The organism is Mycobacterium sp. P2_H7 (assembly GCF_056403275.1).
Map to the genome: position 1 here is coordinate 228,266 of NZ_JBFUFU010000019.1, position 21,401 is coordinate 249,666.

At 68.0% G+C, this 21,401-nt stretch carries 21 protein-coding genes; 11 read left to right on the forward strand and 10 right to left on the reverse strand.

The window, feature by feature from the left end:
• The first annotated feature begins 12 nt into the window (after positions 1-12).
• Entirely contained in the window at positions 13-1,506 is a 1,494-nt protein-coding gene (locus AC1DY7_RS26435) for a dynamin family protein (protein WP_477496708.1), read from the forward strand.
• 3 nt (positions 1,507-1,509) lie between these two features.
• On the opposite strand, the gene AC1DY7_RS26440 is transcribed toward AC1DY7_RS26435, so the two are convergent.
• The 4 genes from AC1DY7_RS26440 to AC1DY7_RS26455 all read right to left on the reverse strand — a co-directional run bounded on the left by AC1DY7_RS26440 (position 1,510) and on the right by AC1DY7_RS26455 (position 4,099).
• Positions 1,510-1,905 (reverse strand): hypothetical protein, encoded by a 396-nt coding sequence (locus tag AC1DY7_RS26440; RefSeq protein WP_477496709.1) that lies wholly within the window; start codon positions 1,903-1,905, stop codon positions 1,510-1,512.
• A gap of 40 nt (positions 1,906-1,945) precedes the next feature.
• Positions 1,946-2,884, reverse strand: a complete 939-nt coding sequence (locus tag AC1DY7_RS26445; protein ID WP_477496710.1) for an LLM class F420-dependent oxidoreductase — start codon at positions 2,882-2,884, stop codon at positions 1,946-1,948.
• Between the two features lie 10 nt (positions 2,885-2,894).
• Positions 2,895-3,518, reverse strand: a complete 624-nt coding sequence (locus tag AC1DY7_RS26450) for a TIGR03085 family metal-binding protein (RefSeq protein ID WP_477496711.1) — start codon at positions 3,516-3,518, stop codon at positions 2,895-2,897.
• A 62-nt stretch (positions 3,519-3,580) separates the two neighbouring features.
• Positions 3,581-4,099, reverse strand: coding sequence for a hypothetical protein (locus tag AC1DY7_RS26455; protein WP_477496758.1), 519 nt, complete (start codon positions 4,097-4,099; stop codon positions 3,581-3,583).
• A 130-nt stretch (positions 4,100-4,229) separates the two neighbouring features.
• Between AC1DY7_RS26455 and AC1DY7_RS26460 the strand changes: the two genes are divergently transcribed.
• Positions 4,230-5,102: a hypothetical protein gene (locus tag AC1DY7_RS26460; protein WP_477496712.1), complete on the forward strand. Its 873-nt coding sequence runs from the start codon at positions 4,230-4,232 to the stop codon at positions 5,100-5,102.
• Here AC1DY7_RS26460 and AC1DY7_RS26465 read toward each other — a convergent pair.
• From AC1DY7_RS26465 to AC1DY7_RS26475, 3 genes are all read right to left on the reverse strand, one after another.
• A complete protein-coding gene (locus AC1DY7_RS26465) occupies positions 5,086-6,402 on the reverse strand; it encodes a DUF445 domain-containing protein (RefSeq protein ID WP_477496713.1) in 1,317 nt (438 codons plus the stop codon). The genes AC1DY7_RS26460 and AC1DY7_RS26465 overlap by 17 nt on opposite strands.
• Before the next feature lie 7 nt (positions 6,403-6,409).
• Positions 6,410-7,216 carry an Abi-alpha family protein gene (locus tag AC1DY7_RS26470; RefSeq protein WP_477496714.1) on the reverse strand — a complete coding sequence of 269 codons (807 nt, stop codon included), beginning with the start codon at positions 7,214-7,216 and terminating at the stop codon, positions 6,410-6,412.
• A gap of 106 nt (positions 7,217-7,322) precedes the next feature.
• Positions 7,323-7,559 carry a hypothetical protein gene (locus AC1DY7_RS26475; protein WP_477496759.1) on the reverse strand — a complete coding sequence of 79 codons (237 nt, stop codon included), beginning with the start codon at positions 7,557-7,559 and terminating at the stop codon, positions 7,323-7,325.
• A gap of 83 nt (positions 7,560-7,642) precedes the next feature.
• On the opposite strand from AC1DY7_RS26475, the gene AC1DY7_RS26480 reads away from it, so the two are divergent.
• The 9 genes from AC1DY7_RS26480 (at position 7,643) to AC1DY7_RS26520 (ending at position 18,548) form a co-directional block, all read left to right on the forward strand.
• Positions 7,643-8,206, forward strand: coding sequence for a DUF4232 domain-containing protein (locus tag AC1DY7_RS26480; RefSeq protein WP_477496715.1), 564 nt, complete (start codon positions 7,643-7,645; stop codon positions 8,204-8,206).
• A gap of 119 nt (positions 8,207-8,325) precedes the next feature.
• Entirely contained in the window at positions 8,326-9,957 is a 1,632-nt protein-coding gene (locus AC1DY7_RS26485; RefSeq protein ID WP_477496716.1) for a PE-PPE domain-containing protein, read from the forward strand.
• A gap of 223 nt (positions 9,958-10,180) precedes the next feature.
• Positions 10,181-12,049, forward strand: a complete 1,869-nt coding sequence (gene dnaK / locus AC1DY7_RS26490; RefSeq protein WP_477496717.1) for a molecular chaperone DnaK — start codon at positions 10,181-10,183, stop codon at positions 12,047-12,049.
• Entirely contained in the window at positions 12,046-12,645 is a 600-nt protein-coding gene (grpE, locus tag AC1DY7_RS26495) for a nucleotide exchange factor GrpE (protein WP_477496718.1), read from the forward strand. Before dnaK ends, grpE begins: the two co-directional genes overlap by 4 nt.
• A gap of 20 nt (positions 12,646-12,665) precedes the next feature.
• Positions 12,666-13,847, forward strand: a complete 1,182-nt coding sequence (gene dnaJ, locus AC1DY7_RS26500; RefSeq protein ID WP_477496719.1) for a molecular chaperone DnaJ — start codon at positions 12,666-12,668, stop codon at positions 13,845-13,847.
• 56 nt (positions 13,848-13,903) lie between these two features.
• The gene (locus AC1DY7_RS26505; RefSeq protein WP_477496760.1) at positions 13,904-14,197 is read left to right on the forward strand and encodes a heat shock protein transcriptional repressor HspR; all 294 of its coding nucleotides are present in this window, start codon (positions 13,904-13,906) and stop codon (positions 14,195-14,197) included.
• A gap of 78 nt (positions 14,198-14,275) precedes the next feature.
• A complete protein-coding gene (locus AC1DY7_RS26510; protein ID WP_477496720.1) occupies positions 14,276-16,525 on the forward strand; it encodes a propanediol/glycerol family dehydratase large subunit in 2,250 nt (749 codons plus the stop codon).
• Entirely contained in the window at positions 16,522-16,851 is a 330-nt protein-coding gene (locus AC1DY7_RS26515) for a diol dehydratase small subunit (protein ID WP_477496721.1), read from the forward strand. The genes AC1DY7_RS26510 and AC1DY7_RS26515 overlap by 4 nt, the downstream gene beginning before the upstream one ends.
• Before the next feature lie 8 nt (positions 16,852-16,859).
• On the forward strand, positions 16,860-18,548 hold the full coding sequence (locus AC1DY7_RS26520) for a diol dehydratase reactivase ATPase-like domain-containing protein (protein ID WP_477496722.1): 1,689 nt from the start codon (positions 16,860-16,862) through the stop codon (positions 18,546-18,548).
• On the opposite strand, the gene AC1DY7_RS26525 is transcribed toward AC1DY7_RS26520, so the two are convergent.
• From AC1DY7_RS26525 to AC1DY7_RS26535, 3 genes are read right to left on the reverse strand one after another with little or no spacing between them, the layout of a single operon-like run.
• Positions 18,541-19,434, reverse strand: a complete 894-nt coding sequence (locus AC1DY7_RS26525; RefSeq protein WP_477496723.1) for an aldose 1-epimerase — start codon at positions 19,432-19,434, stop codon at positions 18,541-18,543. The two genes, AC1DY7_RS26520 and AC1DY7_RS26525, sit on opposite strands and share 8 nt — an antisense overlap.
• A 14-nt stretch (positions 19,435-19,448) precedes the next feature.
• Positions 19,449-20,597: an FAD-binding oxidoreductase gene (locus AC1DY7_RS26530; RefSeq protein ID WP_477496724.1), complete on the reverse strand. Its 1,149-nt coding sequence runs from the start codon at positions 20,595-20,597 to the stop codon at positions 19,449-19,451.
• 47 nt (positions 20,598-20,644) lie between these two features.
• Complete coding sequence (locus AC1DY7_RS26535; protein WP_477496725.1) at positions 20,645-21,313, reverse strand: GAP family protein; 669 nt, start codon at positions 21,311-21,313, stop codon at positions 20,645-20,647.
• Between the last annotated feature and the right edge of the window lie 88 nt (positions 21,314-21,401).

The window sequence follows — 21,401 nt, forward strand, 5'->3', positions numbered from 1 at the left end:
CTTGACGCCCGTATGAGCACCAGCGACAACGTGCGCGCGATCCTCGGCGGCACCATCCAGGCGTATCAGGCCGATCCTGCGTACCGGGATCGGCCCGACGTGCACAACGAACTCCGGCGGATCGGCGCCCGGCTCAACGAGCCGATCCGGATCGCGCTGGCCGGCACCCTCAAAGCCGGCAAGTCCACTCTGGTCAACGCCTTGGTGGGGGAGGACATCGCCCCGACCGACGCCACCGAGGCCACCCGTCTGGTCACCCGGTTCCGGCACGGACCGACCCCGAAGGTCACGGCGAACCATCACGGCGGACGGCGCTCGAACGTGCCGATCGCCCGGGATCCGCGCGACAGGTGCCTGACGTTCAGCTTCGACGGCCTGGACGCCGGTGACGTCGAGGACCTGGACGTGCAGTGGCCGGCCGCCGAACTGATCGACACCACCATCATCGACACCCCCGGCACCTCGTCGTTGTCACGCGATGTGTCGGCACGCACGCTGCGGCTGCTGGTCCCCGAGGACGGTGTGCCCCGGGTGGACGCGGTGGTGTTCCTGCTGCGCACCTTGAACGCCGCCGATATCGCGCTGCTCAAACAGATCGGCGAGCTGGTCGGCGGCTCGGCGGGCGCCCTCGGGGTGATCGGGGTGGCGTCGCGCGCCGACGAGATCGGCGCCGGCCGCATCGATGCGATGCTGTCGGCCCGCGATGTCGCGACCCGCTTCACCGCCGAGATGGAGAAGACGGGGATCTGTCAGGCGGTGGTCCCGGTGTCGGGTCTGCTGGCGCTCACTGCACGCACCCTGCGGCAGAGCGAGTTCGTCGCACTGGAGAAGCTGGCCGGGGTCGAACCCGCCGAACTGAACAAGGCGATGCTCAGCGTGGACCGGTTCGTCCGCGAGGACAGCTCCTTACCGGTGGATGCCGCAACCAGGGCCGCGCTGTTGGACCGGTTCGGCATCTTCGGGATCCGGATCTCGATCGCGGTGCTGCGCGCCGGGATCAGCGATTCGGTGGCCTTGGCCGACGAGCTGCTGGAACGCAGCGGGTTGATCGCCCTGCGCGATGTCATCGACCAGCAGTTCGCGCAGCGCTCAGATCTGCTCAAGGCGCACACCGCGCTGCTGGCCCTGCGGCGGTTCGTGCAAGTCAACCCGATCTACGCGAGCAGGCAGATCCTGGCCGACATCGACCCGTTGCTGGCCGACGCGCACGCCTTCGAGGAGCTCCGGCTGCTGAGTCAATTGCGCTCCCGGCCAACCACTTTGAACGATGACGAGATGGCGTCGCTGCGCCGGGTGATCGGTGGGTCCGGCACCGACGCGGCCAGCCGGCTGGGCCTGCGGTCCGACGATCCCTACGACGGGCCGCGGGCGGCCTTCGCGGCGGCGCAGCGCTGGCGGCGCAGGGCCGATCATCCGCTCAATGATCCGTTCACCACCAGGGCGTGCCGGGCGGCCGTGCGCAGCGCCGAGGGGTTGGTGGCGGAGTACCACGCGCACGGCCGGTAGTAGCTAAGGCGACAGCGTCCTGGTCTCGTTGAACCGCGGTCGGCGGCGGGTGGTGGTGGTCTCGTCGTCCCGGGTTTCGGTCGTCGGCCGACGGGTCGTCGTGGTCGTCGAGGACGTGCTCGACGACGTCGTCGACGACGTGGTGGCATCGGGATCGTTGATGTCGGTGGTGGCGGGCGGCACGGTGCTGGTGATCGTCTCGGTGGTCGTCGTCGGCCCCGACGTCGAGCGATCCGAGAAGCTGGGCGTGACGAACTCCGTCGGCGCCTGCTGGGGCTGGTTGACCTGCCGCGTGACGAACAGGGCACCCCAGACGATCAGCGCGATCGCGGCCAGCGCAGCGACGCTGACGCCGGCCAGCGTGGACGTGCGCTCATGCCACTTCCGCTCGCCCGTCACGGGCACCGATAGTAACCGCGCCGATCGGTCCCTTGCCGAGTCAACCGAGTTTGCCGATGACCTCGGAAGCGAAGAACTCCAGGTGATCGAGATCCGACATGTCCAGAACCTGCAGGTAAACACGCTGAACTCCGGCCGAGGTGAACGCGCTCAGCTTGTCCACGATCTCCGACGGAGTGCCGACGGTCGGAGAGTTGCCGCGCATCTCGTCCAGTTCACGCCCGATGGTGGCGGCGCGCCGGCTCAGCTCGGCGTCGTCGCGGCCTGCGCAGAGCACGAACGCCGCGGAGTAGGTCAGCGAGTCGGGGGTGCGACCGGCCGCGTCCACGGCGGCAGCCACCCGCTCGAACTGCTCGGTGACCTTGTCCAGCGGCGCGAACGGAATGTTGAACTCACCGGCGAACCGGGCCGCCAGCGCGGGGGTGCGTTTGGGGCCGCCACCGCCGATGATGATCGGCAGCGGGGACTGCACGGGTTTGGGCAGGGCCGGCGAATCTTTGACCGAGTAGTGCGCGCCGGTGAAGTCGAAGGTCTCACCGACGGGCGTCTCCCACAGGCCGGTCAGGATCTGCAGCTGTTCGGTGAGCCGGTCGAACCGTTCGTCCAAGGGTGGGAATGGGATGGCGTAGGCCTGGTGCTCGGACTCGAACCATCCGGCCCCGATCCCCAATTCGACTCGGCCGCCGCTCATTTCGTCGACCTGCGCGACCGCGATGGCCAGCGGTCCGGGGTGTCGGAAGGTAGCCGAGGTGACCATGGTGCCCAGCCGGATGGTGGAGGTCTCGCGCGCGATGCCGCCCAGCGTCACCCACGAATCGGTGGGCCCGGGCAGCCCGTCGCCGCTCATCGCCAGGTAGTGGTCGCTTCGGAAGAACGCCGAGAAGCCGAGTCGTTCGGCGGCCTGCGCCACGGCGAGCTGGTCGCCATAGGTGGCACCTTGTTGCGGTTCGACGAAGACACGGAAGTCGGTTGTTCCCATGTCAACAAGACTAGAGGCCGCGGCTGGCCGCCCGCAGTGCGGCGACGGCGTCGTCGTCCCCGCGCAACGTCACCTGTGTGGGTTCACGGCCGGCGGCGAACAGCAGCAGCTCGCCCGGGTCGCCGGTGACCGTCACCTCGGCGCCGTGACCGGCGGTGGCCAGCACCTTGCCGTCGGGGGTGGCGAGGCTCACGCGCGCCGGCGACTTGGACAGCGTCATCCGGGCGAACTGCGAAACCTGGCGGGCCAGTGCCGTCGTGGTCTGCTCATCGAGAACCCTTGGCTCCCAGGTGCTTCCGGCTCGCCGAACATCCTCGTGGTGGATGAACATCTCGGCGACGTTGACCAGCGGGTCGAGCACGATGAAGGGGGAGTAGATCGGCGGCCCGGACGCGACCTTGTCGATCAGCTCGGCCCAGTCGTTGGACGCGGTCACCTGCTCCTGCACCTTCGCGGTGTAGCCGGCCAGCGCCGGGACCAGGATGCCGGGCGCGGCATCGAGTCGGCGTTCGCGCACCACCAGATGCGCGGCCAGGTCGCGGGTGGTCCACCCATCGCACAAGGTGGGGGCGTCGGGCCCCGTCTCACGCATGGTGGCGACCAGCGCCGCGCGCTCGCGTCGTGCGACAGACATCTATATTTCCCCGTCGCTTCGCTCGCCTACAGAATTTTCCCCGTCGCTTCGCTCGCCCAGCATCAAAATGCCTCCACTCCCTCGATACGCACCAGCATGCCGTGCTTGGTGCCGTCGTTGGTGAACCGGGTCCCGTCCGAGGACGCCCCGATGGTCCAGCCCAGCGCCCGGTAGGTCTTGTAGTCCAGCGGGACGGTCGGAATGTCACCCAGATTGCCGACGACCCAATCCAGCGCACCGTCCGCGGTGACGCGGACCCCGTTGGCGGGCTCGCCGTCCTTGACAGGAGCGTCTTCGAACTGGGCCTCGCAGTTGACCTGGGAGGTGGAGATCTGGCACCGGGTCAAGCCGGACTTCGTCTCGATGAAGACATATCCGTTCTGTGGCGCGAGGGTGTCCGCGCTCGGGGGTGCGGCGGTCGCGGTCGGCGCCGGACTGGACGGGCTCGGGGTGCTCGGCGGTGCGGGGGTGCTGCGGCTGGGCCGCGGGGTCTGCACCGTCGGCTCGATGCCGTCGTTGGCCGGTGATCCGGTCGGTTTGCCGTGGATGAAGTCGGAGCAGCCACCGATGCTCAGCACCATCGCGGCCGCACATATCGCTACTCGAATGCCCCTGGCCACATACCGAGGCTACCGGCTGGAATGTCGCTGCCTTGGGAACGTTTGGTCGCGTATCGGTAACTTCACAGCCTTGCCGCCTAGGGTCGGCGGGATGTTCGGGAGACATGGCATCCGGTTACTCGACCGGTTTCTGGATTCGCCGTTCTCCGGTTTGGCGCCATGGGTGTGGATGGCGATGCTGGCCGGCCCCGGCCGGTTCGAGGTGGCGGTGTCCGGTGCGCTCGCGGTGTCGCTGCTGATCCTGGCGATGTGCTGGCAGCGCGGAATTCCGGTGCATGTCATCGAGTTTCTCGGGGTGTCCTACTTCGTCATGCTGGCGATCGTCGGCCTGCATGCCTCCAGTGCCACGAAGGCCTGGCTGGAGTTGTGGTCCGGCGACATCACCAGTGCACTGCTCGCCGGGTACGCCGCGGTGACGCTGCTGCTGCGGCGGCCGTACACGATGGTGTACGCCCGCCACGCGGTGCCCCGTGAACGTTGGGGCACATCACTTTTCGTGCGGGTGCATCTGGTGATCACCGGTGTGTGGGCAGGCGCGTTCGCATTCGCCGCCATCAGTGGCTTCGTCGGCGATGCGGTGGTCCACGACACAGACAACTTCTGGACCGGCTGGGTGCTGCAATTGGCGGCACTGCTGTTCGCGGTGGCGTTCAACGACTTCTACCCGGAGTACGCGCGGGCCAGGGCGCACGGCCATGCGCCGGTGCCGTCCTGGGTGCGGGTGGTCGAGTGGGTGCCGCCGTTCCTGCTCGGCACCGCTGTCGCAGGCTGGACGCTGGGTGCGGTCGCCGCCGCGGGCTGTGTGGCGCTGAGTCTCGGCGGCGTCGCAAGTGGTGCGCTCATGCGCCGGCCGGTAGTACTCCGAGGAGCGGCGACCACTCGTCCGGCGAAAGATCAACGGCCCGAACAGGACATCGTCGATCGGCAGTCCGAGGAGTCGGTCCGGGCTACTGGCGCAGGATGACGCGCGTCAGTTCGGACAGTGCGACGTGCGGCGGCTCGTTGCCGAAGTTCTCGATGAGCTGCACCTGGATCTCACCGACGACGCCGCCGAGGACAGCGCCCACGGCGATCATCGTCGGCTCGTCGTCCTTGAACACCGGCCGCAGGATGGACTCGTACTCCTCGTTGGAGAGCTGGCCCATCTTGTCGATGATGGTCTGCTCCAGGTCCAGGGCTTCCATCGCGTAATCCTGGGCCTCGTTCAAGGTGGTCGGCAGCTTCTCCAGGACCATGTGCACCAGGGTGTTCTTCAGCGCGTTGTACCGCTCGGTGCCGACCGCGAACTTGACCAGCGGGGTGGCCACGCCGGTCTGCGCGTCGATCGCGGCGTCGACTTCCTTGGCCACCAGGGCGAAGAGTTTGTCGGCGCCCGGGCCGCGGAGCACCCCGTCGAACAGGATTTCCGGGGAGAACAGGTCCTCGGACAGGATGCGCGCGTAGTCCGCGGTGACGGTCTCGCGCTGCGCATGCAGCAATCCCTGGAAGGGGATGAAGCCGAAGAACTTGGTCGGTTTGATCGGCCGGAACAACATGTTCAAAGCGATGTAGTCGCTGATGAAACCGACACCGAAGCCGAAGGCGGGCATGATCCAGGGGTTCTGGAACAAGGCCCAGGCGACCATCTGCACCAGGCCGATGACCAGACCGAAGTAGATGCCGCTGCGCCGGACGAACGCCATCGCGTCGTCGCCGAGCCCGCGCATCAACTTGTTGAGCTTGTCCTTGTTGCGGACCAGGGTGGTGATGGCCAGGAACTGGATGTCGACGAACCGCGGTAGATCGGCCTGCATCTCGTGCAGCAGGTTCTCGACCACGCGCGGTGTCTCGGCGTTGATCCGCGCCTTGATCGCGTTGCGGCCGGCTTCGGGCAGCGAGTCCCACAGCCCGGGCCGGATCTGCTCGGCCAGATCACGCGAGATCTCGTCGACCGCCTGGGTCAACGGTTCGCGCAGCGCCTCGACGGCCTCTTTGGCGTCGACCTTCTGCAGCAGCTCTTCGGGTTTGAGCAGTTTCTGGGTGAGCAGCTCGATGGTTTTGGACCCGACCTTGCCGGCCCTTCTTGGCACGATGCCCTGCCAGCCGAACGGGCCGATGCCCTTGAATTCCTGCGGCCGGTACAGCATTTCCAGCGCGACGATCTTGGTGCTCCAGCCGACGAAGGCGGCCACGAACGGCATCGAGAGATAGATCAGCCAGTTGACGCTGAAGTCGGCTTTGATCTCCTGCCAGGATTGGATAGCGAGAATCGTCTCGCTACTCATATGGCACTCACGGGCCGTCCTGCTGCATTGCTGCCTCCCACAACCCGCGTCCCAGAGCCGACAGGCTCAGGGTCTGCTTGTCCACCCGTGCGATGAGCGGCCCCCGGGATGCGTTCTTGATGGCTCGCAACACCATCGGCTCCGCCATGAGCACCTCGTAGTCGGCTTTCTTGGCGGAATCCTCGGGGCCGGTCTCGACCAACCCAAGAGATAGCAGATGGCTGACGTACTGCGGGACCATATTGGGCAAAGCCACATTGGCGGTCCGGCCGATCAGGCAGGCGTTCTCCAGCACCGGCCCGCTGGAGGCGCGCGACCGTGAATACACATCGACCAACGGCGACGTCGCGCCCTCGGAAAGCGCGCCGACGATGCGGGCCTCGTCGGCCACCAGCTGGTCCAGCAAACGGTGGAACAGTTCGACCTGGCTACCGGCTGTGCTCTGGTCCAGCGCCCGGTCCAGCAGTTTGCCCATCTTGTGGTTCAGCGAATCCCCGGCGGCCGGTTTGGCCGACGGCAGGGTGCGCGGCGCGGATTCCAGCGACTCGAGCCGGTTCTTCACCAGCGTGGCCAACTGTTCCTCGCCCCAGGTCGCCAATTTGAAGCCGACCTCGGCGGCGGCCAGCGCGCGGTCGGCGATGCCGAAGGGATCGAAACGCTTGGGGAGCAGCGGACGGCGCTTCGGTGTGCGGATGACGACGGCGAGGTCGCCGACCGGGGTGGCCCACCTGAACCCCCGGCGCTCGTGCCCCTCGCGGTTGACCGGTTCGTCATCGGTGACGTCCGGTTCGTGCTTCGAGATGTCCTGCGCCATCGATCTCCCCAGGTGCGCCGAGGTCAGCCGTGGTCGACCCTGACCGACGGTTGGTGATTACGGCACGGTACCCGGTGGAACCGTGGGGCGGGCCGGGCGGGCTTTGCTATTGCGGGGGCAGCAGCGGTGGGCGGCACACGTTGCCCACCGGATCCCACCACCACCCGTTGTCGCACGCCAGCGGAGTCGTCGCGATGGCGGGCCGGCAGATGTTGGCCACCGGATCCCACCAGCCGTTCTCGCAGTTGGGGATCGGATCGGCGTGACCGACAGCGGCGGTGAACGCGAGGGGCATCAATGCGGTGGCGGCGGCCGCGGCGAACCTGCCGGCCGCGCGCTTCACGGTGTTCTGCATGGTCTGAAACCTTAGGGGGTGAATGTGGCGCATTGGGATCGGTAGCTGTTCTGATGCTGTGTGATTTCTGTATGAAGCTTCTGCTCCCGATCGCGGCCGTCGCACTCGTCGCCGCCTGCTCGACCGATGCGCAATCACCCGCGCCGACCACCATCACGGTGACGGCTCAGCCGTCGCCCACCACGGCGTCCCTGTCCCCGTCCCCGTCCCCGGTCACGGTGGCCCCGACCGCTGCGCCGGTGGACCTCCCGCCGGGACCGTGCACTGATGCCGACCTCAAGGTGTCGCATAAGGACCTCGAGAACCAGGGCTCGGAGTACCGCCTGGTGCTGCACTTCACCAACGCGTCCTCGCGTGCGTGCACGCTGTCCGGTTATCCCGGCGCCGACCTGGTCAACGAGACCGGGCCCGTCGTGCACGTCGAGCGGCGGATGCAGAACGCGGCGCCGCACCTGACGTTGCAGCCCGGCGACGTGGCCACCGCGGACCTGCAATCCAGCGACACGAACCCGGCGAACGGCGGCATGTGCCCGCGCTGGGGCTCGGTGGTGGTGATCGCGCCCAACACGTTCCAGGCCCGCGACCTCGGCATCGGGATGCCCTTCTGCAGTCCGCTGATCAGCTCGGTGACGTGAGATTCGAGTAGTGGGTTACTCGACTCCGCGATGCGGCACGCGAGGAGCATTTCTTTCGCGGAACTCGGCGCCGGACCCGGTAGGCCATCGTTTCGCCCGGGTCCAGGTGGAGGTCGATGATGGGTATTCCGAAACGCAAGGTTCTGCGCAGCGCGACCCGGATCACGGCGTCGGTGGCGGCCGCAGCACTCCTGGTCACGGCACCGGAACTGTCGGGATCGCCGGTGACTGTGCCGCCAATGGTGAGACTGACTGCCGACTCAACGGTTCTTGCGCTGTGCGGGACGACGTGTCCGACATGGCGGCCTGCCGATCTTGGGCTCATCATGGACCAGTTCGTCACGCCGACCCATCCGACGCTTCCGGGTGACAAGGTCACGACGGTTGCGGTGACCGCACCGGGGGAGCTTTGGCCACTGACCGGGCTCGCGCGCCTGCTCCTGTCCGGGGCGGCAGACCCGAGGTTGGCGGGACCCGGTGGTGGCGCGTGGCCGGATGAGCCGTGGTGGAAACTATCCGGACTCTTCGACCTCACCGCCAACCAATCGTTGCGGGCCGGGGCGGCCGCTCTGGAGAAGGCGATGCTGGCGAACCCCAGCGAGCAGCAGGTCATCTACGGCTACTCGCAGGGCGCAGGCGTCGCGAACGTGGTGAAGCGCAGACTGGCTGCGCAGTACGCGGGGACCGACGCTCCCGATATCGACTTCGTCTTGGGCGGTGACCCAAATCTGCCCAACGGCGGCTTGATGACCCGGTTCTGGGGCTTCTACATACCGATTCTGGATTTTCCGTTCAACGGGCCCACGAAGACGGACACCAAGTTCGACACGGTCGAGATCAACCGGCAGTACGACGGCTTCGTCGATTTCCCGTTGTATCCGCTGAACCTCGTGGCCACCCTGAACGCGGTTCTCGGCATCGCGTACGTGCACGGGTGGCCGTTCGATGTCAGCCTGCCGTCGAAGCCCGCGGATTCCCCTGCATACCAAGGCAAGCATGGCGACACCAGCTACTACTTCTTCGAATCCCAGGATCTTCCGCTGTTCGCCCCGCTGCGCGTGCTGGGAGTGCCCGAGAAGCTGATCGACGTGGTCGAGCCGGTCTTCCGCGTGCTGGTAGAACTCGGCTACGACCGCACCATCCCGGCGTGGCAGCCGACACCGGCGCGGCTGATCCCCAAGTTGAATCCGGTGAAGGTCGCCCGCGATCTGATGGTCGCGATCGGGCAGGGCATCAACAACGCCCTGGCTCTCGTCGGGCTGCCACCGCTCCTGAAGATTCCCGAGATGCCCGAAAAGTCGGCGCCGCCAACCGGTCCGGCGGCGAAGACTGCCCTGGCCCCGCAAGTGGCGTCAAGGGGACCGGCGATCGCGAAGACGGCGACGGCGGTGGACCTCGCCGCGCCGAAACCCATCAAGAGGCCGGCGGACCACGTTGTGGCCAACGCTTCCGGCAAAGTGGACGACTCCCCAAAGGTGATCGCGGTCGAAACGGTGCCGGAAACCGGCACGGTGCCGCCACCGCTGCAGGCCGATGCCGTCGAGAAGCGCGACGTGCCTGCAGTCGAAAGTGACGAGTCACCGCGACGTGCCAATACACCGAAGAAGCTCCGGCAGGCGGTGCGCGATGCGTTCCGAACGAATCAGCAGCGCCCCGCGCGGTCCCATCGCGAAGACAAGCAGACCCCGGTGGCCACCGCCACCGAATCAAAGCCGACCGCGCCGGCGTCGCCCACCGATACCGAGGGCTGACGCGGCCGTCCGGGAACGACGACATGGCTGCTGGGCAGGATCCCGGGCAGCCATTTCGTCGATGTCGAGCTAGCTGGGAACAAATCGCGCACACCCGCCGTTGACCATTTCGACAACTTGAGTGCATCAGACTCAACTCTGGCTTGACAGGCAACCATCCGCAGGTGCAGGCTTGAGCGAGGTTCACTCAGATCCTAGTAAAGCTATTCAGGAGGAACTAACTATGGCTCGTGCGGTCGGTATCGACCTCGGGACCACCAACTCCGTCGTCGCAGTGCTGGAGGGTGGCGACCCCGTCGTCGTCGCCAACTCCGAGGGCTCCCGGACCACCCCGTCGGTCGTCGCGTTCGCGCGCAACGGCGAGGTGCTGGTCGGTCAGCCAGCCAAGAACCAGGCAGTGACCAACGTGGACCGGACCATCCGTTCGGTCAAGCGTCATATCGGCACCGACTGGACCGTTGCGATCGACGGTAAGGACTACAACCCCCAGGAAATCAGCGCGCGCATCCTGCAGAAGCTCAAGCGCGACGCCGAGGCCTACCTGGGCGAAGACATCGCCGACGCCGTCATCACGGTGCCCGCGTACTTCAACGATGCCCAGCGCCAGGCCACCAAGGAAGCCGGCCAGATCGCCGGCCTCAACGTCCTGCGCATCGTCAACGAGCCCACCGCGGCCGCGCTGGCCTACGGCCTGGACAAGGGCGAGAAGGAACAGACCATCCTGGTCTTCGACCTCGGTGGCGGCACCTTCGACGTGTCCCTGCTGGAAATCGGCGACGGCGTCGTCGAGGTCCGCGCGACCTCCGGTGACAACCACCTCGGTGGCGACGACTGGGACGACCGGATCGTCGAATGGCTCGTCGACAAGTTCAAGAGCACCAGCGGCATCGACCTGACCAAGGACAAGATGGCCATGCAGCGGCTTCGTGAAGCCGCCGAGAAGGCCAAGATCGAGCTGAGCTCCGGACAGAGCACCTCGATCAACCTGCCCTACATCACCGTCGACGCGGACAAGAACCCGCTGTTCCTCGACGAGCAGCTGACCCGCGCCGAGTTCCAGCGCATCACCCAGGACCTGCTGGACCGCACCCGTGCGCCGTTCCAGCAGGTGATCAAGGACGCCGGCATCTCCGTCGGCGAAATCGATCACGTGGTGCTCGTCGGTGGTTCGACGCGTATGCCCGCCGTCACCGACCTGGTCAAGGAACTGACCGGCGGCAAGGAGCCCAACAAGGGCGTCAACCCCGATGAGGTTGTCGCCGCGGGCGCCGCGCTGCAGGCCGGTGTGCTCAAGGGTGAGGTGAAAGACGTTCTGCTGCTTGACGTCACCCCGCTGTCCCTCGGTATCGAAACCAAGGGTGGCGTGATGACCAAGCTCATCGAGCGCAACACCACCATCCCGACCAAGCGCTCCGAGACCTTCACCACGGCCGATGACAATCAGCCCTCGGTGCAGATCCAGGTGTTCCAGGGTGAGCGTGAGATCGCCTCGCACAACAAGCTGCTCGGCTCCTTCGAGCTGACCGGCATCCCGCCGGCCCCGCGTGGCGTGCCGCAGATCGAGGTCACCTTCGACATCGACGCCAACGGCATCGTGCACGTCACCGCCAAGGACAAAGGCACCGGCAAGGAGAACACGATCAAGATCCAGGAGGGCTCCGGCCTTTCCAAGGAGGAGATCGACCGGATGATCAAGGACGCCGAAGCGCACGCCGACGAGGACCGTCAGCGCCGCGAAGAGGCCGACGTCCGCAACCAGGCCGAGTCGCTGGTCTACCAGACGGAGAAGTTCGTCACCGAGCAGCGCAGCGCCGAAGGCGGTTCGAAGGTCCCCGAGGAGACCTTGACCAAGGTCGACGGAGCCATCGCCGAGGCCAAGACGGCCCTCGCCGGCACCGACATCGCGGCCATCAAGACCGCGATGGAGAAGCTGGGCACCGAGAGCCAGGCCCTGGGCCAGGCCATCTACGAGGCCACCCAGGCCGAGCAGGGTGCCGACGGTGACGCCGCCCCGGCCGACGACAACGTCGTCGATGCCGAGGTTGTCGAGGACGACGGGGTCAACGGCGAGGACAACCGGGAGAACAAGTGACTCAGGACGATTCGCAGGAGCCGGTGACCATCACCGACAAACGGCGCGTCGATCCGGTCACCGGTGAAATTCGTGAGCAGGCGCCGTCCTCCCCAGAGGAATCTGGGGAGGCGGCACCCGCCGACACCGACAGCGACAAGGTTGCCGAGCTGACCGCCGATCTGCAGCGGGTGCAGGCCGAATTCGCGAATTATCGCAAGCGTGCCCTGCGTGACCAGCAGGTCGCCGCGGACCGCGCGAAGGTCGCCGTGATCACCCAGTTGGTGGGTGTCCTCGACGACCTGGACCGGGCCCGCAGCCACGGCGATCTGGAATCCGGACCGCTCAAGGGTGTGGCCGAGAAGTTGGTGAGCACCCTTGAAGGACTGGGACTTTCGTCCTTCGGCGCCGAGGGGGACCCGTTCGACCCGTCGCTGCACGAGGCCGTGCAGCACGAGGGCGACGGATCCAACCCGGTACTGGGCACCGTCATGCGGCAGGGCTACAAGGTCGGAGACCTTGTGGTCCGCCACGCCATGGTCGGTGTGGTCGACACGGTCGAGAGTGCTGTCAATGCAGGCTCCGGCGCACAACAACCCGCAGAATCAGAAGACTAGGCCCCGTAGGGAGGTGACGCATGGCCCAGCGTGAATGGGTCGAGAAGGACTTCTACAAGGAGCTCGGCGTCTCCTCCGACGCTGACGCCAAGACCATCAAGAGCGCCTATCGCAAGCTGGCTTCCGAGCTGCACCCGGACAAGAATCCGGACGGGGCCGAGCGGTTCAAGGCGGTGTCTGAGGCGTACAGCGTGCTGTCGGACGAGGCCAAGAAGAAGGAGTACGACGAGACCCGCCGGCTGTTCGCCAGCGGCGGGTTCGGGCGTCGCAGCGGTGGTGGCGGAGCAGGTCCCTACGGCGGCGGAGGATTCAGCTCCGACGGCGCCGAGTTCAACCTCGGTGACCTGTTCGACCAGGCCGGCCAGTCCGGCGGGGCGAACATCGGTGACCTCTTCGGTGGTCTGTTCGGCCGGGGCGCACAGCAGCCCAGGCCGAGCCGGCCACGACGGGGCAATGATCTGGAGACCGAAACCGAACTGTCGTTCATGGAGGCCACCAAGGGCGTGGCGATGCCGTTGCGGCTCACCAGCCCGGCCCCGTGCACGAACTGTCATGGCAGCGGCGCACGTCCGGGCACCAGCCCCAAGGTGTGCGCGAACTGCAACGGCGCCGGGGTGGTAAACCGCAATCAGGGCGCATTCGGATTCTCCGAACCGTGCACGGAATGCCGGGGCAGCGGGTCGATCATCGAGCACCCCTGCGATGAGTGCAAGGGCACCGGGGTGACCACCCGGACCCGCACCATCAACGTCCGGATCCCTCCGGGCGTCGAGGACGGGCAGCGCATCCGGTTGGCCGGCCAGGGTGAGGCGGGCCTGCGTGGTGCGCCATCGGGCGATCTGTACGTCACCGTGCATGTGCGACCGGACAAGGTGTTCGGCCGTGACGGCGACGACCTGACGGTCACCGTTCCGGTGAGTTTCCACGAGTTGGCTTTGGGCACAACCCTTTCCATCCCCACTCTGGAGGGCAAGGTCGGCGTGCGGGTGCCCAAGGGCACCTCCGACGGCCGGATCCTGCGGGTGCGGGGACGCGGTGTGCCCAAGCGCTCCGGCGGCCACGGCGACCTGTTGGTCACCGTCAAGGTCGCGGTGCCGCCGAACCTGGAGGGTGAGGCGGCCGAGGCGCTGGAGGCCTACGCCAAGGCGGAACGCGCCAGCGGCTTCGACCCGCGTGCGGGCTGGGCCGGGAGCTTGTCGTGAGCAAGGAGAACGACGCGCGTACCTTCCTCATCTCGGTAGCCGCCGAGTTGGCCGGTATGCACGCTCAGACCTTGCGCACGTATGACCGGCTCGGTTTGGTCAGCCCGCAGCGCACGTCCGGAGGCGGTCGCCGCTACTCGGAGCATGATGTCGATCTGCTTCGGGAAGTCCAGCGACTGTCTCAGGACGAGGGCGTCAATCTGGCCGGGATCAAACGGATCATCGAACTGACCAACCAGGTCGAGGCGCTCCAGGCCCGGGTCGCCGAGCTGTCCGCGGAGCTCGATCGGGGGCGTAAGCCCAGCACCGCCGTGGTGCTGTGGCAGCCGCACGCACGCAGGGTCCGCTAACCCCGTCTTTTGGTTGGGACACCCCGACAAATGGACTAACCCTTTACGAAAACGGTCCAGTCAGGGGAGGATTCGGGCATGGCCGAATCCTCCCCTGAACTGGGCCGTTTTCGTGTGTTGGACGCCAAGCCGATCAACCTGGACGGGTTCAGCGTCGCGACACCCGAACTCGGGCTGGCCGCGATGAGCAGCCCGTTCGACCCGGCGCCGTCGCTGGTCATCCGCGACGGCGCGGTCGTCGAATTGGACGGCAAACCGGCACAGGACTTCGACGTCATCGACGAATTCATCGCGCAGTACGGCATCGATCTGGCCGCGGCGCAGGAGGCCATGGCGCTCGACGACGCCACGCTGGCCCGGATGACCGTCGACATCAACGTGTCCCGCGCCGAGGTGGTCCGGCTCATCGGCGGCACCACCCCGGCCAAACTGGCGCGCGTCGTCGCGGTCCTCAGCCCGGCCGAGATGCAGGTCGCGATGAGCAAGATGCGGGCCCGGCGCACCCCGAGCAACCAGGCGCACGTCACCAATCAGCTCGACGATCCGCTGCTGATCGCCGCCGACGCCGCCAGTGCTGTGGCCTACGGCTTCCGTGAGGTCGAGACCACCGTGCCGGTACTCGGCGACGCACCGTCCAACGCGGTCGCGCTGTTGATCGGCTCGCAGGTGGGCGTGCCGGGCGCGATGGCCCAGTGCTCCATCGAGGAGGCGCTGGAACTGCGGCTGGGCCTGCGCGGCCTGACCAGTTACGCCGAGACCATCTCCATCTACGGCACCGAACAGGTCTTCACCGACGGCGACGACACCCCGTTCTCCAAAGCCATCCTGACCTCCGCCTACGCGTCGCGCGGCCTGAAGATGCGGGTCACCAGCGGCGGCGGCGCCGAGGTCCTGATGGGTGCGGCCGAGAAATGCTCCATCCTCTACCTCGAATCCCGGTGCGTCTCCCTGGCAAGGGCGTTGGGCTCCCAGGGCGTGCAGAACGGCGGCATCGACGGTGTCGGGGTGGTGTCCTCGGTGCCCGAGGGTATGAAGGAACTGCTGGCCGAGAACCTCATGGTGATGATGCGTGACCTGGAATCCTGTGCGGGCAACGACAACCTGATCTCCGAGTCCGACGTACGGCGCAGCGCGCACACCCTGCCGGTGCTGCTGGGCGGCGCCGACTTCATCTTCTCCGGCTTCGGCTCGATACCGCGCTACGACAACGCCTTCGCGCTGTCCAACTTCAACGCCGACGACATGGATGATTTCCTTGTGCTGCAACGGGACTGGGGAGTCGACGGCGGGCTTCGCACCGTCAGCCCGCAGCACCTGGAGCGGGTGCGGCGGCGGGCAGCCACCGCCGTGCAGGCCGTGTACCGCGACCTCGGGCTGGCCGATTACGACGACGACCGCGTCACCGCCGCCGTCGTCGCCAACGACTCCCGCGACCTGCCGCCCGGGGACCCGAAGGCCGTCGCCGAGGCCGCGGCCGCCATCGAAGCCCGCCAGCTGACGGTGTTCGACGTCATCGCGTCGCTGCACCGCACCGGCTACACCGAGGAGGCGCAGGCCATCATGGCGCTCACCGCCGAGCGACTACGCGGCGACCAGCTGCAGACATCGGCGATCTTCGACGAACAGATGCGGGTGCTGTCCAAGGTCACCGATCCCAACGACTATCGCGGTCCCGGAACGGGTTACGCGCTGACCGACGCGCGCCGCACCGAGATCGACGACATCCGGCAGGCCCGCACCACCAGCGAACTCACCGCCGACCAGGCCGAGTATCACGGCCACCTCGTGGTCACCGAGATCGAAGAGGCGCGCCAGGGCGCAGACCCGCGCGAGGTCTGCATCGGCCTGTCGCCCGCGCTGGGGCGCACCGTCTGGCTGACGCTGTGCGGGTTGACGGTCGGCGAGGCCATCCGCCAGCTCACGGCGGGACTGGAAGAGGAGGGCTGCGTACCGCGGTTCGTGCAGGTGCGCTCCACCATCGACGTCGGCATGATCGGGCTGACCGCGGCGAAGTTGTCCGGCTCGGGCATCGGAATCGGCTTGCAGGGCAAGGGCACCGCGCTGATCCACCGCCGCGACCTGGCGCCGCTGGCCAACCTGGAACTGTTCAGCGTGGCGCCGCTGCTCACGGCGCGCAACTACCGCGAACTCGGCCGCAACGCCGCCCGGCACGCCAAGGGCATGGCGCCCGTCCCCATCCTCACCGGAGGTACCGATGAATCGATCTCGGCGCGCTATCACGCCCGCGCCGTCGCGCTGGTCGCCCTGGAGCGCGAGGCCAGTGAACCCGGTGCCGCGCCGCTCACCGTGCAGGTGACGCGGGCATGAGTGAGTACACCGTGGCAGCCGCTGTCGAGGGCCGGCTGACGCTCGCGGATCTGCAGATGGACCCGGCCACGCTGGCCCACCAGGCCGTCGTCGCCGAGGAGCACGGCAATCCGCAGCTCGCCGAGAACTTCCTGCGCGCAGCCGAATTGGCGTTGATCGACGGGGAAGAGGTGATGGCGCTCTACGAGGCGCTGCGCCCGCACCGCTCGACGGCCGCCGAACTGGAGGCACTGCGGGTGTCGCTCGACACCCGGGGCGCGTCGCGCTGCGCCGTGCTGGTGGCGCAGGCCGCGGCCGTGTACGCCAGGCGGGGCTTGTTGCGTTGAGTGCAGTAGTGGCAGGCATCGATGTCGGCAACCACACCACCGAGATCGTGCTGGCCAGGGTGTCCGCCGGTCGGGCCGAACCCTTCGCGCACGGCCAGTCTCCGACGCGTGGCCGCAAGGGATCCCGCGACTCCCTGGAGGGGGCGGCCGCCCTGCTGACCCGCATCGAGGGGGACGCCGGGGTGCGCGCGGACGAGGTGCTGCTGTCGGCGATCCGGCCCGTCGACACCACGACCGCGCCGCTGCCCCCGGCCGCCTCACCCCGCTCACCGGTGATCAGCCTGCGCCGCCCCGACGCCAGCACCCCGGCCGGTACCGGCTACGGCGTCGGGCGCCACGTGCCGGTGCATGCGCTGACCGGACCGCCAGCCGTCGACCCGGTGATCGTCTCGATCGGGCCGGACATCGACTTCGAGGAAGCCGCACAACGCATCTGCGATGCGGTGGCGGCCGGCTGGACGATCGCCGGGGTGCTCGCCGCCGAGGACGACGCGGTGCTGATCGCCAACCGCATCCCGGTCCCGGTACCCGTCGTCGACGAGGCCGACACCCACCTGCTGGAGCCCGACGTGCTCGTCGCTGTCGAGGTGGTCGAGGAAGGCCGTGCCCACCGGTCACTCGCCGACCCCATCGCACTGGCCGCGGCCCTGCGGATCGATCCAGCCGAACTTCCGTGGGTCGCTGAGTTCACCAGGGAACTGGCGGACGCGCCCGCCATCGCGGTGACCCGGCGTACCCGCGCCCCCGAACCGCCTGCGACCGACGATGATTACGTCGACTGCCTGGTCCGGGGTGAGACGGTGCGGTTCTCACCCGAACAGGCCTATCCGCTGCTGCGCACCGAACCACCGGGCACCGCGGTGCGGGTCCGATTGCGGTCGTGCATGTCCGCCGAGGACGGGATCGCCGTCGACGACGCCTATTTCACCGATCTGGCGGCCATCGACAACGGGGCATGGCTGCGTCGCGGGGTCGCCGACACCCGCGGCGCCGTCGTCGCCCTGCTGGCTGCCGATCACGTGGCCGACGCGGCCGAGACGATGACCGAGTTGACGGGCCGGCCGGCTCGCACGCTGGGCGGAGAACCTGCCGCCGCCGCGCGGGGAGCCCGCACCACGCCGGGCCTGCCCGACGACGTGATCGTCTGCGATATCGGCGGCGGCACAGTCGATCTGGTGGGGGCGGGCGGCATCGTCACGGCGGCGGGGGCGGGGGAGACCATCACCTCGGCGGTGGCCCGCGTGCTGTCCATCCCGCGGGCCCTGGCCGAACGCGTCAAACGCAGCCCCGCGTTGCGGGTGGAAGGACCACATCTGGCGCACGAGGAGGACGGCCGGCGGGTGTTCCTGGACACCCCGGCTTCGGCCGACGCCATCGGACGGCTGTGCACCGGCGGCAGCGCAGGCCTGGTGCCGTTCTCCCGAACGCTGGCCGCCGAGGAATGGCGCAGCCTGCGCCTCGCCGTCAAGCAGGCCACGGTGGGAGCGAACATCGTGCGGTGCCTACGGGTGTTCGACCGGATGCCCGCCGTGCTGGTGCTGGCCGGTGGCGGGGCACTCGACGACGAACTGATCCGCACCGTCGGCGAGTCGCTGCGCGGTGAGGTGGTGGTGGGCCGGGCCGACATCGACGGCATGCACGGCCCCCGGTACGCGGTCGCGTCCGGACTGGTGCACCTGTTTGCGGTGGCTACGTGACCCGGATCGAGAACATTGCGGTCACCGGAGCGCCCGCGGCCACCGAGTAGTCGCCGCGGCGCAGTGCGTCGGTGGTGGCCGCCATCGGCTCGACGGCCACCAGATCGTCGGCCGCGGGGGCGAAGAGCTGAGCGGCCGGGTACCCCTGCAGGTAGGTCACCTCGATGCGGCGCCCACCGCCGGAGAGCGCGAACACCGCTCCGTCGGTCACCCCCTCGAAACCGTCGTCGAGCGTGCGTTCCCCCAACGGTTCGGCTGAGGCCGGCCACAGCTCGTGCGCACCCGTCGGGATGCCGGAATCGTCGACCGGCAAGCGCCGCAGCGCCGGGGTCTCCAGCACCCACTCGGCACGGGGCACTCCGGGGATCTGCAGATACGGGTGATAGCCGAAACACAGCGGCACCGGCGCAGCCGACGACGGCGTGACCGTGGTGGCGATGGTCAGCGTGCGATCGGCCAGCGTGATGTCCTGGGTCAGCACATGCGGGAACGGGAACGCCGCCAGCAGTCGCGGGTTCCCGCGGTAGTCGACGGTGGCCGTCAGCCGGTTCGCGGTGCGCTCGGTGACCAGCCAGCCCGGGTAGGCGGCCAGCACCCCGTGGATGGGCAGACCGTTCGGGTCGGCTCGGACCCCGCCGGACCCCGGGGTCAGCGTCACCACCGCACCGTCGACGTCGTAGCTGGCTGCGCTCAGCCGGTTCGCCCACGGATACAGCAGCGGGATGCCCATGGTCTTGCCGTTGGCGACGTAGGCATCCAGGCCGCGGCGCTGGCCCAGGTACTCCACGCCGTCCTCGGCCAGCGAGGTGCCGATCATGCCCGCACCGGGTACGAAGGTGGCGGTCAAGGCGGACGATGGATCGCTCAAGGTGACGTTGTCGGACACCGTTGCATCCTCTCTCAGTGCAGCGGATCGTGCTGGATACGTTCGGCGGGAGCGCCTTTGGCGATCAGGGCGGCCCTGGTCGCGGTCACCATGTCCGGTCCGCCGCACACCAGGATCTGCCGGTCGCCCCAGCCGCCGTAGCGCGTGACGACATCGGCGAGCAGTCCGTTCTGCCGGACGTGCAGCCCGCGCGGCGGCTGGACGTCCGGGTAGTCGGTGGCCCACGGCGGGTCGGTCGCGAACTCTGACACCGGGGTGACCGACAGCCACGGGTTGGTCGAGGCGATCTCCCACAGGGTGCGCAGATCGTAGAGATCGCACGGGAACCGGCCGCCGAAGAACAGGTGCACCCGCGGATTCACCCCGAACCGGCACAGGTCCATGATCAGCGTGCGCAGCGGTGCCAGACCGGTGCTGCCTGCGACCATCAGCACGTCGCCGCCGTCCCGGTCGACGTGCATGGCGCCGTGCGGGTTCGACAATCGCCAGCGGTCACCCGGTGCGGTCTCGGCGACGATCGCGGTACTCACCATCCCACCGCTGACCGACCTGATGTGGAACTCGATGGCCCCGCCGGGATCGGCCGGGATCGATGGCGACAGGTACCGCCAGCGCCGCGGCCACTGCGGCACCTGGGCGGTGAGGTACTGGCCGGGGTGGTAGTCCAGCGGATGATCGAGCTGCAGCCGGATCATCGAGACGTCGCGGGTGACGCGGATGTGGTCGATGACGGTGCCGTCGTGAAACGGCAGACCGGGGGCGGCATCGGCGGCGCCGCGCATGACGCCGACCAGCAGATGCACCACATCCCCGGCGGTTTCGGCGAGCCGGGCATCCCACCTGTCGCGCAACTCGGTGCGCAGGGTGCCGAGCAGTGCGGTGGCCAGGCTGTCGTAGTGCGCCGGGGTGACTCCGTACATGCGGTGGTCCCGGCCGAGTTGGGCGAGAAACGCGACCGGTTCGTCAGCGCGCTGGGCGATCATCTCGGTCAGCAGCCAGGTCAACGCGTGGGCGAAGTTGGCGCGCTGGTGGGCCAGGTCTGGGGGGAACAGGTCACGCGCGGAGGCGTCCACGGCGAACCAGCGGGTGTAGAACCGGCCGACCATGTCCGCGTCGATGACAGCGTGCAGCACGGCAAGTGCGTCGCGGTCGTCGAGTCCCACGTGCGACGAGTGTAGTTGCCGGCGCTGGGAACCCGGGAGGCGTTCGGTCAGAGACCGTGAATTCCCTTGTACAGCACCAAAACGCCGATCACCAGCAGGATGCCCGCCACCAGGCTGGCGTGCTGGCGCTCCATCCAGTCCTTGAGCCGCACCAGCGGCTGTGCCAACCGGTCGCCCGTGACGGCGTAGGCCAGGATCGGGATGGCCGCGGTGGACGCGGCCACCGCCACGAACCAGGCGAGCGCAATCCAGGCGTGCGCCACGCCGACCCCGGCGGTGCCGATCGCCAAACCCGCTGCGGCGCAGATGAACAATACCTTCGGGTTGATCACCGCCAGCACCATCGCGGTCACCAGGGCCCGGCCCGGGGTGAGATCGGCCATCTTGCGTAGCCACGCCGGCGAGTGCTCGGACTGCTTGCGGCGCAACCAGCGGTACGCACCGAAGACGATGAGCAGGACGCCCACCACGATCCGCACCCAGGATGCCCAGGCCGGGGGTTTGTCCAGGGTGCCCATCAGGTCGGCCACCAAGACGAAGATCGCCGTCAGCCCGCCGGTGCCGATGATCCACCCGAGCAGGAAGGCCAGCCCCGTCGGACGCGGGCGCGCGGTGTGCAGCGCCAGCACGGCCGGGATGATGGTCAGCGGGGAGAACGCGATCACCAGAGCGAGCGGGATGAGCTCGGTGAGAGTTGAGCCGAAGTTCCCGGACATAGCGCAGAACCTAACACCAAAGTCGGGACGGCTGTTTCGGCGCGGGAAAGTCCGGCCTGAGCAGTCGGGACGGCAAACTGGCAATACT

Bases quoted from the DNA above. Each gene is read 5' to 3' on its own strand.
- AC1DY7_RS26460 (WP_477496712.1), top strand. From the start codon at position 4,230: ATGTTCGGGAGACATGGCATCCGGTTACTCGACCGGTTTCTGGATTCG.
- AC1DY7_RS26450 (WP_477496711.1), bottom strand. From the start codon at position 3,518: ATGTCTGTCGCACGACGCGAGCGCGCGGCGCTGGTCGCCACCATGCGT.
- dnaK (WP_477496717.1), top strand. From the start codon at position 10,181: ATGGCTCGTGCGGTCGGTATCGACCTCGGGACCACCAACTCCGTCGTC.
- AC1DY7_RS26505 (WP_477496760.1), top strand. From the start codon at position 13,904: ATGCACGCTCAGACCTTGCGCACGTATGACCGGCTCGGTTTGGTCAGC.
- AC1DY7_RS26445 (WP_477496710.1), bottom strand. From the start codon at position 2,884: ATGGGAACAACCGACTTCCGTGTCTTCGTCGAACCGCAACAAGGTGCC.
- AC1DY7_RS26535 (WP_477496725.1), bottom strand. From the start codon at position 21,313: ATGTCCGGGAACTTCGGCTCAACTCTCACCGAGCTCATCCCGCTCGCT.
- AC1DY7_RS26485 (WP_477496716.1), top strand. From the start codon at position 8,326: ATGGGTATTCCGAAACGCAAGGTTCTGCGCAGCGCGACCCGGATCACG.
- AC1DY7_RS26435 (WP_477496708.1), top strand. From the start codon at position 13: ATGAGCACCAGCGACAACGTGCGCGCGATCCTCGGCGGCACCATCCAG.
- AC1DY7_RS26510 (WP_477496720.1), top strand. From the start codon at position 14,276: ATGGCCGAATCCTCCCCTGAACTGGGCCGTTTTCGTGTGTTGGACGCC.
- AC1DY7_RS26480 (WP_477496715.1), top strand. From the start codon at position 7,643: ATGAAGCTTCTGCTCCCGATCGCGGCCGTCGCACTCGTCGCCGCCTGC.
- AC1DY7_RS26455 (WP_477496758.1), bottom strand. From the start codon at position 4,099: ATGGTGCTGAGCATCGGTGGCTGCTCCGACTTCATCCACGGCAAACCG.
- dnaJ (WP_477496719.1), top strand. From the start codon at position 12,666: ATGGCCCAGCGTGAATGGGTCGAGAAGGACTTCTACAAGGAGCTCGGC.
- AC1DY7_RS26465 (WP_477496713.1), bottom strand. From the start codon at position 6,402: ATGAGTAGCGAGACGATTCTCGCTATCCAATCCTGGCAGGAGATCAAA.
- AC1DY7_RS26515 (WP_477496721.1), top strand. From the start codon at position 16,522: ATGAGTGAGTACACCGTGGCAGCCGCTGTCGAGGGCCGGCTGACGCTC.
- AC1DY7_RS26470 (WP_477496714.1), bottom strand. From the start codon at position 7,216: ATGGCGCAGGACATCTCGAAGCACGAACCGGACGTCACCGATGACGAA.